Annotated in this window: 10 protein-coding genes; 2 read left to right on the top strand and 8 right to left on the bottom strand. The window is 72.8% G+C overall.

All coding sequences use genetic code 11. The annotated features are described in order from the left end of the window. The first annotated feature begins 67 nt into the window (after positions 1-67). A complete protein-coding gene (locus KF837_05285) occupies positions 68-730 on the top strand; it encodes a CPBP family intramembrane metalloprotease (GenBank protein MBX3226702.1) in 663 nt (220 codons plus the stop codon). Positions 731-741: 11 nt separating this feature from the next. Here KF837_05285 and KF837_05280 read toward each other — a convergent pair whose 3' ends face one another. Together KF837_05280 and KF837_05275 are read right to left on the bottom strand one after the other, a co-directional pair. Further along, a complete protein-coding gene (locus tag KF837_05280) occupies positions 742-2,502 on the bottom strand; it encodes a protein kinase (GenBank protein MBX3226701.1) in 1,761 nt (586 codons plus the stop codon). 17 nt (positions 2,503-2,519) lie between these two features. After that, positions 2,520-3,002 (bottom strand): DUF2752 domain-containing protein, encoded by a 483-nt coding sequence (locus KF837_05275; GenBank protein MBX3226700.1) that lies wholly within the window; start codon positions 3,000-3,002, stop codon positions 2,520-2,522. Positions 3,003-3,058: 56 nt separating this feature from the next. Between KF837_05275 and KF837_05270 the strand changes: the two genes are divergently transcribed. Continuing rightward, on the top strand, positions 3,059-3,676 hold the full coding sequence (locus KF837_05270) for a CD225/dispanin family protein (GenBank protein MBX3226699.1): 618 nt from the start codon (positions 3,059-3,061) through the stop codon (positions 3,674-3,676). Positions 3,677-3,684: 8 nt separating this feature from the next. Here KF837_05270 and KF837_05265 read toward each other — a convergent pair whose 3' ends face one another. From KF837_05265 to KF837_05240, 6 genes are all read right to left on the bottom strand, one after another. Continuing rightward, the gene (locus tag KF837_05265) at positions 3,685-4,218 is read right to left on the bottom strand and encodes a hypothetical protein (GenBank protein MBX3226698.1); all 534 of its coding nucleotides are present in this window, start codon (positions 4,216-4,218) and stop codon (positions 3,685-3,687) included. A gap of 197 nt (positions 4,219-4,415) precedes the next feature. Then, positions 4,416-4,880 carry a hypothetical protein gene (locus KF837_05260; GenBank protein ID MBX3226697.1) on the bottom strand — a complete coding sequence of 155 codons (465 nt, stop codon included), beginning with the start codon at positions 4,878-4,880 and terminating at the stop codon, positions 4,416-4,418. Further along, positions 4,877-7,954, bottom strand: a complete 3,078-nt coding sequence (locus KF837_05255) for a hypothetical protein (GenBank protein ID MBX3226696.1) — start codon at positions 7,952-7,954, stop codon at positions 4,877-4,879. Before KF837_05255 ends, KF837_05260 begins: the two co-directional genes overlap by 4 nt. Positions 7,955-7,987: 33 nt before the next feature. After that, entirely contained in the window at positions 7,988-10,831 is a 2,844-nt protein-coding gene (glnE, locus tag KF837_05250) for a bifunctional [glutamate--ammonia ligase]-adenylyl-L-tyrosine phosphorylase/[glutamate--ammonia-ligase] adenylyltransferase (protein ID MBX3226695.1), read from the bottom strand. Beyond that, positions 10,828-11,751 (bottom strand): hypothetical protein, encoded by a 924-nt coding sequence (locus KF837_05245; protein ID MBX3226694.1) that lies wholly within the window; start codon positions 11,749-11,751, stop codon positions 10,828-10,830. The genes glnE and KF837_05245 overlap by 4 nt, the downstream gene beginning before the upstream one ends. Beyond that, positions 11,733-12,416, bottom strand: coding sequence for a CPBP family intramembrane metalloprotease (locus KF837_05240; GenBank protein MBX3226693.1), 684 nt, complete (start codon positions 12,414-12,416; stop codon positions 11,733-11,735). Before KF837_05240 ends, KF837_05245 begins: the two co-directional genes overlap by 19 nt. Between the last annotated feature and the right edge of the window lie 4 nt (positions 12,417-12,420).

Below are 12,420 nucleotides of genomic sequence, written 5' to 3'. Positions count from 1 at the left end.
GCTCGTTCTCTGGCTCGTTCTCTGGCTCGTTGCTTTAGGCGCCCGGCCATGCCAAGAAGCCCGGGCGATGGCTGCCCGCGCGATCCCGCACTCCGGACGAGCTCGGCCTCGCGGTCACGTGCACATGGGCGTGCGGCGGGGGCCGGCGCCGTCCGCACTCCTGGTCTACGGCGCGCTCAGCCTGCTGACGCTGGGGATCGCCTTCGTGCGGGACAATAGCCCGATCGAGACGGAGGCCTGGCTCTCGATCCTGCCGCTCTGGTCGCGCCACGTCCTCAGCGCGGCGGGCGGGGGCGCCCTCGCGGTGGGGACCGTCCGCGCGACGCGGCTCTTCGTCGGCCGCTGGGGCTGGGCGAAGTCGCTCCACTCCGATCTCCGCCCGGTCGTCCGCGACGCGGGCGACGGCACGATCTTCGTCGTCGGCCTCGCGAGCGGCGTCGCGGAGGAGCTCTTCTTCCGCGGCCTCCTCACTCCGCTCTTGGGGCTCGCCCTCTCGTCAGTCGCGTTCGGCGCGCTGCATCAGCTCCGCGGCCGCGCGGGATGGTTCTGGACGGCGTGGGCGGCGATCATGGGCCTCCTCTTCGGCGCGCTCTTCCTCGTGACCGGCAGCCTGGTCGGCCCGATCCTCGCGCACGTCGCGATCAACATCGTGAACCTCCGCTTCCTCCGCGACACCGACGTGGAGCCGCGCCCCGTCCGCGAGCTCGGCGGCCTCCTCGGCCGCGGCTGACGCGCGTCGCCTCAGCCGCTGATGCCCTTCAGCATGTCGATGCCGTCGTCGATCGTGCGGGCGATCTCGTTCGTGAGGTGGCGGAACGCCGAGAGTGAGCCTTCGAGCGTGCCCGTCGCTTGAACGAGCGCGCGCTCGTGCGCCTCGTTGCGCTCGTCGAGCTGCTTCTGCAGCGCCTCGATCTGGAACGTGAGGTCCTTCACCGTCGCCTCCGCGCGCCCCTCCGCCGCGTGCAGCGCCTCGACCTCGAACGGCCGCGGGTCCTCGCTCCCGAGCGACGGCGGGCCCGCGGTGCCGCGGATGATCGTCTCGTCGAGGACGCTCTCGAGCGCGGCGCGACGCGCGCGGAGCTGATCGAGGTGTGCGCGCTCGCGCGAGCGATCATGGACGAGGACGTCGATCGCGTTGCCGAGCTCGGCGCGGAACGCGCGCCCGATCGCCTCGAGCTCGTCCACCTTCGCCTGGCGCGAGGCGACGACCTTCGTCGCGCGCTCGATGCGCGGGATCATCTCGCTCGCGACGATCGCGAGGTCGTTCGCCCGCCGCGCCGTCGCCGCGAAGTCGCCGCCCTTCGCCTCCGCCGCCGCGACCAGCTTCTCGAGCTCGCCGAGCGCGTCGCTCCAGCGCGCGCTCATCTCGTTCGTCACCATCTTGTCGACGGCCGCGGTCTCGCGCGCGACCGCGAGCTCCGGCGAGCTGCCGAGGTCGACGACGGTCTCGCTCGCCTCGCGGCCCCGTCGCGGCGCGACGCTCGCGGCGGCGGCGCCGACCGGCGGCTCGTCGAGCGTCTCCGGCGGCGGGGGCGCGATCGAGCCCTTCTCCGTCTCGTGCTTGATGATCGCGACGAGCGCGTCGTGGAGCGCGAACGCGTCGTGGAAGCGCTCGTTCGGCTCGCGCTTCAGGCACTTCATGAGGAGCGCCTCGAGCTCGCCCGGGAGGCCGCCGATGCGCTGGCTCGGCGGGATCGGCGAGGTCGTGAGCGGCTTCAGGAGGAGATCGGACTGCCCCTTCCCCTCGAACGGGAGCTCCCCCGTGACCATCTCGTAGAGGACGACGCCGAGCGAATAGATGTCGGCGCGTCCGTCGATCGCGAGGCCGCTCACGTACTCCGGCGCGATGTACCCCGGCGTCCCGAAGAGCTGCTCGTTCATCGTGAGCGTCGCCTCGCCCGTCATCTTCGCGATGCCGAAGTCGATGAGCTTCACGCGCTCCGTCGCCGCGCCCGCGCCCTCGATCGCGCCCGGCTTCCGCGGGACGAGGAGGATGTTCTCGGGCTTGAGGTCGCGATGGATGATGCCCATCTGATGCGTCCGCGCGAGCGCGCTCGCGACCTGGATCGCGATGAGCACCGCGCGCTCCCAGCGCATCGGCCCCTGCTGGATCTGCGCGAGGAGGGACTCGCCCTCGACGTACTCCATCACGAGATACGCGGCTCCGTCGGATTCGCCGACATCGGTAATTTCGACGATGTTCTCGTGATTGATGCGGTTGACCGCGCGCGCCTCGCGCAAGAACCGCTCGCGATGCTCGGGAACGCGCGAGAGCTCGGGCCGCATGATCTTCAGCGCGGAGAGGCGCGAGATGAGCTCGTGGCGCGCGAGGTACACCATCGACATGCCGCCGGACCCGAGCTTGCGCACGAGGCGGTAGCGAGCGGCGATCGTCTTGCCGAGGAACTTGTCGGCCTGCGCCTCGACCGCGGTGCCGTCGAACGGGCAGAAGACGGCGTCGTCGGGGAGCAGCTCCGAGCAACGCGGACAGATCTTCGCCACGGCTGGAGCCTATCAGCTCACACCGGGACCGGACCGCCGAACATGCCGAAGAACCGCGCGATCCAGAGCGCGACCTCGAGGACGAAGAGCGCGATGAAGAGGCGCTTCATGACCGCGCCCGCCCGTCCCGTCACCGCCTCGCGGAGATCGCCCCAGCGCAGGATCGACACGAAACACTGCGCCGCGAGCGCGCCGACGAGGAGCGCGACCGCCGGCCCGAACGGGTTGTTCGTGAGGACGCCGTGGAGATCGCCGTGGAGGAGGGCGAGCACCGCGCGCGTCGATCCGCAGCCGGGGCAAGGCTGGTGCGTGAGCCGCGCGAACATGCACGGCAGCGCGCCCGCGTAAAGGACGGCGAAGAGCGCGGCGCAGACCAGCGCGGCGCCGCCCGCCCGCCGCAGCCGGACCGCGCGCGGCGGCGGCTCCGGGGCGCGCGGCGGCTCGGGGGCGCGCGGAAGCGCGACCGTCCCATCCGCCCTCGTCGCTCCCTCACCTACCAATTTCGTGGCCCGTTTTCCGAATTGGCATCGCCCGCGGGCTCTGCGATTCTTGACCCATGATGATGACGGACCCGACGAGCGCAAACGGAAACCTTCAAGCCGCGGGCGGATACGGGCCTCCGGGCGGCGGCTACCCGCCCCCGGGCGGAGGAGGTTACGGCGGTCCTCCGGGTGGTGGCGGTTACGGCGGACCTCCGGGCGGTCCGCCTCCGGGCGGCGGCGGTTACGGCGGTCCGCCGGGTGGTGGTCCTCCGGGCGGCGGCGGCTATGGCGGTCCGCCGGGCGGCGGGCCTCCGGGCTACGGCGGACCTCCGGGCGGTGCGCCTCCGGGCGGCGGCTTCGGCGCTCCTCCGGGCGGCGGCTTCGGTCCCCCGGGCGGCTTCCCTCCGCCGGGCGGTCCGATGATGCCGGGCGCGGGCGGCGAGGTGAACACGACACTCCCGCTCATCCTCAACATCGTCGCGTTCATCTTCTGCAGCGGCGGCTGCATCGGCTCGATCATCTGCATCGTCGGCATCGTCTTCGCCGTTCAGGCCGGCAACATGAAGAAGACGGGCGACCTCGCCGGCGCAGCCGCGAAGGCGAAGAGCTCGATGACGATGGCGATCGTCGGCGCCGTCGTCGGCCTCATCCTCTCGATCCTGCTCGGCGTCATCAACGCGATGAACCACTGACGCACGCGTCACAGCCCGACGAAGACCTCGCCCGGGACATAGGTCCACGTCGTGGGGCCACTCGAAGGCGGCGGCGCGGCAGCGGCCCGCGCCGCCCGCTCGGCCTCGAGCAGCGCCGCGACCGACGCGATCTCGTCGGGGTGCGCCTTCGCCCATCCGATCGGCAGGAGGCCGAGGTTCTCCGCGAGGTCGGAGGACTCCACGACCGTGAGCCTCCCGCGGATCGGGACCCACGCGGGCAGGTCCTCATCGGCGGGCGTCCGCACCGCCCGGTTGCCGTTCGGAGCGATCGCGATCTTGCGCGGCGCCTTCACTTTCGGCACCGGCGCAGGACGCGGCTTCGGCGCCGGCGCGACGTCAGTCTCGGTCTCGAGCGGCTGCTCGCGCAGCGGCACCGCACACGTCGTCACCGGCGGCGCCGCCGCGAACACGACGCGCGGCGGCGCCGACGCAACCCCCACCGCGCGCCCCGCCCCCGCCGCCCCAACCAACGCGCCCCCGAGCGCCGCAACCTTCCCCGCCCCGCTCCACCATCGCCGCATCGTCATCCCCTCTTCAATGCGCTCACCCCCCGATCGTTACAAACGCCACGACGATTCCGAGCGTCGCAAGCGTCGTGTCTGCGTGCCGGGGCCCCAGAAGCGGCCGCGAATGCGGGCGCGAAGCGCCCCGAGCGCGCAGCGCGAGGGCCGTGTCGGGGGTGGGGTGTCGGGGCGAAGCCCCGGCGTTGAAGCCGGCGTCACAACCCCTTCGGGCAAGTGGTCGGTCGCGGCATTCGGTGTGTGCCTGCGCCTGTTACGCAGTAGCACTTGGAGGTGCCCTCCTCGAGGACGAGCTGCGCGGTGCAGTGGTCGTACGCCGGATCGTTCGTCTCGGGTGGGCAGTCGACGAGCTCGGTGCCCTCCTTCACCTCGACGAAGCAGTGATCGTCGGCGCGCACGAACACGGTGCGGCCCATCGCGTCGCGAGGGTTCAGCGTTCGCCCGTTCTTCGGCTTCGTCCCGTCGCGCTCCGGCGGCACCGCCTTGCTCGTCCGCGTGCGCTTGCGCGTGGTCGACACGACCTCCTCCGCCGCGGGCGGCTCGCTGCTCGGCGCCTCCGGCGGCGTCGAAGGCGCCACCGGCTCGACCGGCGTCGCCGGCGCCGCGCACGCCACCAGGCCGAGGCCGAGGCCAAAGACGATCGCGAGCGCGGAGCGCATCACGGCCCCGTCGAGACGACGGTGCACTCCATCGGCTGGCGCCACTCGACGCCTTCGCCGACGCCGACGCGGGCGAAGGTGCTGCCCTTCGCCACGAGCCACGTGCCGATCGAGAACGTCTGCGGGCTGCCGTACGCCGAGATGCGGACGTCGGCCGGCGGCATCTTCACCTCGAAGCCCTCGAGGCACACGCGCTTGTCGGTCCAGCGCACGCGCGCGATCATCGGCGCCTCCTCGACCTTCAGGTCCGGCGTCGTGATGCGGATCCACGGACCGATCACCTGCAGCGTCGTGCGGTATCCACCCTGCTCGCTCTTGCAGGCCGGATCGTCGGCGAATTTCACCGTCGACCACGGCGCGAGCGGCGCGAAGGGGCTGCCCGGCGTGACGACGTACGCGGAGTCGAGGGCCGACGCCGGATCGCTCCCGCTCGGCGTGCGGATCACGCTGAGGTTGCCCTTCGCGTCGATCGCGAGCGCGTCGGGGTTCGGGCCGTGCAGCATCTCTTGCTGCGGCACGTTGAAGAGATCGATGACGCCGCCGGGACCGACCTTGTAGACGCGCGCCGGACCGCCCATCTCGGCCTCGATGAACGCCGCCTCGTCGTTGGGGAGGACGACGCCCGAGAACGTGACCGGGTTGTTGCCCTGCGACGGACGGACCGCGACGCGCACGCGCTCGCCGCGGAAGATCGAGAGCAAGCCCTGCGACGTGTCGTGGAGCGCGAGGTCGCCGACCGCGTTGGGATCGAGCGGCGTGAGCGGGATCGGGTTGCCCGACTGGGTCGGGTCCTCCATGAAGAGCTCGTCGAGCGGGACCCCCGCGCGGCGGCCGGCGGCGATCACCTCGCTCATCGGGATGCTCGCGCGCACCACGCGGCCGAGCGGATCGAACGGCGCGACGTAGGGCGCGCCGCGGCGGAGCAGGTTGATGTTCCGCACCGGACCCGAGGCGATGACCTGATCGTTGTCGTCTTTGATCGCCGAGAAGCCGGTGAGCATCATGCGGAGCCCGGCGATCGACTCGCCCCCGTCGCCGTCGCCGCCGAACGGCCCGCTCCACGGCGTCGCGATCGTGCGGCCGAGGCCCATGCGCACGTACATCCAGTCGTGCTTCTCGTCGGGGGCGGGGACGCGCGCGGCGCCGAGGCCGAGGTCCTCCGGCGACATCTCGGTCCGCGGAGAGAGCTTCGAGACGACCGCGCCGCTCGAGCGGCACGAGAGCTCGAGCCCGCGCACCCGACGCACCGCCGGCGCAGGCGGCGCCGGGACGGCGGGCGTGACCGGACGCGGCGGACGCGCGGACCAGCCGATGCGGTAGAACGCGCCGAGATCGCAGCCGACCGTCGTGCAGGTGAGGAGATCGATCGACTCCGCACCGCTCGGCGGCGCGGCGACCTCGGTCCACGTCATGCCGTGATCGCTCGTCTGGTAGAGGCGTCCGTCCTTCGAGCGCCCGATCCCCATCGCGAAGTAGAAGACGGACTCGAGGTCGTAGGCCGAGGTCTTCACCTTCCCGTCCTCGGAGATCTCGTACGTCTCGCCGTGCGCCGCGGCGGCGCGGATGTTCTGGCCGACGTACGACCAGCTGCCGTCGATGATGCCGGTCATTCCACCGCTGGGGCCGTAGCGGCCGCTGTACCGGGAGCGGCCGCGGTACGAGTAGCGCGGGTAGCTGTAGCCGACGCTGCCGCGGGCGGCGCTCTTGATCTCGTCGCCGAGCGCGACGAGCACGCCGCTCACCGGATCGAAGAGGCCTGGGTTGGGATCGGAGATCAGCGCGACGACGCGGCCGTCGGCGCGCGGCAGCCAGCGGGCGACCGTCACGTCGCCGGGTCCTGCGCCGGCGTCGAGGGAGAGGTTCGAGACGTCGCGCTCCTCCCACTGGCCGGTGGGGAGGCGCACGCACGCGGTCGGGAGCGCGTTCGGGGGAGGGCTCCCCGGCGTCGCGGAGACCGACGAGCACGTCGATCCGTACGCGAGGCCGCCGTCGTCCGACCCGTAGAACGGCGAGCCCGAGGCGAACGTCTGCTCGATGATCGGATCGGAGCCGCCGAGCGTGTGCGAGACCACGAACGCGCTGCCGCCGCCGCGCGGAATGCACGCGAAGAGCACGTCGCCCGCGACGGGCATGCCCTGGCACATCGCGTCGGGCGGGAGCTTGCCGCCGAGGACGGAGACGATGTCGCCCGTGCGCACGTCGACGCGGAACAGATCGCCGGAGTCGAGGACGAGCGCGGTCGAGTCGTCGATCGCGACGCCGGAGCGGACCGCGACGCGCACCGGCGACTCCGCGCTGTGCCAGCGCGGATCGCGGGGCCGCTCCGCCTCCGGAGGCTCGGGGACGTGATCGAACCACGAGAGGTGGCCGTCCGGCTCGAGGCGCATCGCGTTCCCGTTGTTGTCCTCGAGCCAGAGCTCCTCTTCGAAGATGAAGACGCGCGTCGGCGTCGCCTTCACCTGCGCGGTCGCGTCGTTCCAGTGCTCGCCGCCGTCGATGCTCGTGAAGACCGAGCCCTGATCGTCGAAGCCGAGCGCGCGCCCCTCGTCGAGCGCGACCACGTCGACGACGCCGAGCGGCAAGAGCGGGACGCGCTCCCCCTTCGGCAGGCCGATGCCCCAGCGCGCGCCCTCGTTCGTGCGGACCATCACCGCCTTGGGGCCGAACGAGATCGACTGGATGCTGTCCGGCGTGCGCGCGACCGGCACGAGCGCGGAGTCGAACGCGTCCGATCGGTAGATCGTGTTCTCGGTCCAGAAGAGGAAGCCGCCGCCGAAGCGCGACGGCAGCTTCACCGCGCCGGAGATCGACTCGGTCGGAGCGTCGGCCGCGACGCGGGGCTCGCCGCGGGAGACGATGACGCGCCGCTTGTCGACGACCATGCCCTGCGCGCCGCCGTTGAGCGGGATGACGATCGTGCTCGAGCGCGCGCCGCCGGGATCGCCGACGACGTACTGGATCGGGGCCGGCGGCGGGACGAAGGCGCGCGACTCGGCGGTGAGGTTCGAGCCCGTGGGCCTCTTGTCGTCGTGCACGCACGCGACGGCCGAAGCGGTCGTACACAAGAGGAGGGACAACGGTAAAAGGCGCATCTTCGCGAGAGGAACGACTCACGTCATAGCGGATCCTTGGACGATGCGATCCGCAATCCCAAGCACGGCGAGGTAGGCCGCCCGCACGTCCCGGGTCACCGCACGATAACGCTCGAGCAGCGCCTCCGCTGCCGTCTCGGTGGGCCCGTGCGTTCCATCGCGAAATCCCATGCGCCGGGCGAGGGCCGGGAGACCGGGGGCCCCCTCCTCGATCAGGCTCGCGCTCGTCCCGTGGACGACGCGGAGCGCTTGCTCGAGGCGGCGGAGGAGCGCGTAGCCCTCGCGGAAGACCGCCGCGACGCCCGAGTCGAGGTAGCCGCAGGCCTCGAGCGCGCCGATCGCCTGGTCGGTGTCGGTCGTCCGCACGCGCGGATCGGCGCCGTGTTTCATCTGGAGCCACTGCACCGCGAACTCGACGTCGACGATGCCGCCGCGACCGAGCTTGACGTCGTAGCGGCGCGGGCCTTCGCGCGCGAGCTCGCGCTCGATGCGCATCCGGAGATGGAACATCGCCTCCGCGTCCGGCGCGCCGCGCTCGTAGGCGACCTTCGTCGCGATCGCGATCGTGCGCCGTCCGAGCTCGACGTCGCCGGCGCAGGCGCGCGCCTTCACGAGCGCTTGCCGCTCCCACGCCTGCCCTTGCTCCTCGTGGTAGCGCGCGAACGCGTCCACGCTGACGACGAGGAGGCCCGCGTTGCCGGAGGGGCGGAGGCGCGTGTCGAGCTCGTAGCCGGGGCCTTGACCGTGCGGCGTGCTCACGAGCGAGAGCACGCGCTGCGCCGCGCGGACGTACTTCTCGGCGAGGTCGTCCGGCGCTTCGTAGACGAAGAAGATGTCGAGGTCGGAGCCGTAGCCGATCTCGCGGCCGCCGAGCTTCCCCATCGCGATGACGGCGAGGCCGCCTTCGAGCCCGCGCTCGGCGAGGGCGCGCGTGACGGCGCGCTCGAGCGTCTCGTCCGCGAGCGCGCTGAGGACGAGCGTGGCCTCGCGCGCGCGGAGCTCCCCCGCGAGCTCGGCGAGGCCGACCTCCATCGTCACGCGGGCCTTCGCGCGCCGGAGCGCGCCGACGAGCGCGTCGGTCGCGTCCGTGTCCTCCGTCGCCTCCGCGGCGGCGGCGACCTCGATCTCGACCTCGCTCCGCGCGACCTCGGGCCGCGGCGTGATCTTCGCGAAGACGACGCTGTCCATCAGCTCGGGGCGGTAGACCATCGACTCGCCGAGGAACGCGCTCGCGCCGAAGAGCCCGACGAGCCGGCGGAGCACGTGCGTGTCCTCCGCCATCGCGCGGGAGTAGACGCTCGGCGCGCCGAGGCGGGCGAAGAACGCCGCGAGGAGGCGCGCGGCCTGCTCCGGATCGGCCGCGCCTTCGAGCGCCTCGATCACGGCGGCGGCGAGGCCGGGGTGGCGATCGCGCGTCGTGCCGCCGAGCGGGAAGTCGGGCCGCCGCGCGAGGGCGAGGAGGTGGCGCGCGAGATCGCCCGACGCGGCGTGGAAGCCGCCGGCGCCCTCCGCGATCGCGGTGAGGACGAAGGCCTCCTCCCCCGACTCGATCGCGGTGAGGAGCGCCTCGAGCCCGTCGTCCTCGACGGTGGGACCGGGCGAGACGTCCTTCGTCAGCGAGGCGAGGCGGGCGGCGACGCGGCGGCGCGTCTTGTCGACCTCGCGCTCGAGGTCGAGGCCGCTCGCGTGGCCGAGCGAGCGCGCGATCGCCTCGAGCATGTCGCCGCGCGGGAGGACGTGGGTCTGGATCCCGGTCGCGAACTGCACGCGGTGCTCGAGGCGACGGAGCGTGAGGTACGCGGCCTCGACCTCGCGGCTCTCGCGATCGGTGACGAGCCCGCGCGCGCGGAGGCGGCGGAGCGCCTGGAGGGTGTTCGTGTGGCGCAGCGTCGGCTCGCGGCCGCCCCAGATGAGCTGGAGCGACTGGACGAAGAACTCCGCCTCGCGGATGCCGCCGGCGCCGAGCTTCAGGTCGCGATCGGGATCGTGCGAGGTCTCCTTCCGTGCGCGGAGGGCGAGCTGGGCCATCTCCGGCGCGATGCGCGGATCGATCGCCTTGCGCCACACGAACGGGACGAGCGCGTCGATCACGCGCGCGCCGAACGCGGGGTCGCCGGCGATCGGACGCGCGCGCACCATCGCCGCGCGCTCCCACGTCCGGCCCCACGTCTCGTAGTAGCGCTCCGCGGCTGCGAGCGCGTTGACGAGCGGACCGCGCGCGCCCTCGGGCCGGAGGCGGAGGTCGACGCGCCAGCACATGCCGTCCTCCGTCACGTCGTCGAGCGTCGCGACCCAGCGCTGGGTGATGCGCGCGAAGTGCTCGTGCAGCGTCTGCTCGCCGGGGACGCCGTCCTTCACCACCTCGCCTTCGTCCGTCTCGTAGAACGGGATCAGATCGACGTCGCTCCCGCAGTTCAGCTCGCGGCCGCCGAGCTTGCCCATCCCGAGGACGGTGAACGCGCAGCGCTCGCCGCTCGCGGTCATCGGCGCGCCGAAGCGCTCCTCCGCCCAGCGCGAGGCCTCCGCGAGCGCGACCTCGATGCACGCCTGCGCGAGGTCGGAGAGCTCGCGCGCGGTCACGTCGACGTCGCCGGCCTCACGCGCGCGGAGCTCGCGCGCGGCGACGCGGAGCCGCTCGCGCTGCGCGAAGAGGCGGAGCCCGCGCCGGACGGCGTCGAGGTCGGTGAGATCGGGCACGAACGTCGCGGCGAGGCGGCGGTAGGTCCGGAGGTCGCGCGCGATGCGGAGGCGGCCCTTGCCGATCGCGGCGACGTCCTCGGGCCGCCGCGCGATCTGCGCGCGGAGCGCGGGGTACGCGGCGGAGAGCGCGTTCATGAGCTCGGTCGTCTCCTCGCTCTTCACGGGACCTCCCAGCGCCGCGGCGGCACCGCGTCGGCGACGACGTCACCGCTGTCGGCGTCGACGATCCACGCGAAGAAGTAGTACGCGCCCGGCTCCTCGATCGCCGCCTTCGCCGCGCCGAGGTTCCACGCGAGCCGGTACGTCATCCACGCGCCGAGCGGGCCCGGCGAGCGGAAGACGACGAGGTTCGCGCGCTGGAAGTCGCCGCGCTCGACGTGGCCGAGCGGGATCGGCGTGTCGTCGTCCGCGAGCGCGAAGACGCGCCGGCCGAGCAGCTTCGCGTAGAGCCGCGGGTCCTCCGCGTCGACGTCGGGACGCGTGTCGAGGAAGAGGCGAGGGTGGATCGCGGAGACGTTGGCGAGCATGCTCGGCGCGCCGTCGTCGTCGACGAAGACCTCGAGGTCGACCTCGTTCTCGAGCTCCGCGAAGGCCTCGTAGCCCTTGGTCGGGAACGTCGTCTCGAAGCGCACCGCCCACCGCGCGCGCGCGCCGGCGTGATCGCGCGGCTCGACCGGACGCGCGCTCACCGCGAAGGTGAGCAGCACGGCGTGGGGGAGCGCGAGGAGGTCCGCGTTCGTGCGCACGAACGCGCGCGCGGCCGCGATCGCCTCCTCCTCCGTCACCGGCGCGGCCGCGGCGGGGCGCGGCGCGGTGTTGCGCGCGCGGCGGAGGAAGCCGGCGAACGGATCGACGACGGTGCCGCTCGTCGCGAGCGCGGCCTCGTTCACCTCCCAGCCGGCGCCGCTCCGCGCGCGCAGCTTCGCGACGAGGGCGAGCCGCTCCGGCGTCGTGAGCGCGCGCACGATCTGGACGTGGCGCGTCGCGGGCGCGGGGATCGTGGGCGGCGGCGACGCCGGCGCGGCGCACGACGCGACGAGCGCGAACGCGATCGCCGCCGTCCTCAGAGGCTCGGGCCCCACAGCCGGAACATCATGAGGACCGTCCAGTCGAAGAGAAGATGCGAGAAGATGCCGGGGAGGAGGCGGCCGAAGTAACGCGCCATGCCTCCCCAGACGAGGCCGCAGCCGAGCGCGGCGATGACGATGACCGGGTTCATCCCCGCCGCGCCTTTGAGCTGCCACATCGTCGGGACGTGCGCGACGGCGTAGAGCACCGCCGCCCAGATCCAGGCGCGCCGCGAGCCGACCTGCTCCTCGAGGAGCGAGGTGACGAGGCCGCGCCACACCACCTCTTCGCCGACCGCCATCACGACGAGCGCGACGACGACGGCGCCGACGCTCTTCCGCAGCTCGTTCGGGTCGCCGATCTGATCGTAGAGGCGCGCGAGCCAGATCGCCTGCGGCGACGTCGGCGGCGTGACCACGCGCGAGAACGCGTAGGCGCCGCCGAAGAGGACCGCCGCGGAGGCGAAGCCGCGCGTGAAGTCTCCGCCCTTCACGCCGACGAGGTCCTTGACGACCCCGTCGCGGTACGCGCGCACGACCGCCACGATCGCGAACGCGACGGTGGGCACGCCCATCGCGACGAACACGAGGCTCGTCCCCGCCCGCGCCGGCGCGAAGGCGACGTGCGACGCGATCGCGATCGCGATCACGATGCCGGCGAGGTAGATCCAGTTCCGCAAGGCG

The organism is Labilithrix sp., assembly GCA_019637155.1.
GTDB lineage: Bacteria > Myxococcota_A > Polyangia > Polyangiales > Polyangiaceae > Labilithrix.
The sequence above is the reverse complement of the archived record's forward strand: the minus strand, read 5'-3'. Positions and strand labels throughout refer to the sequence as shown.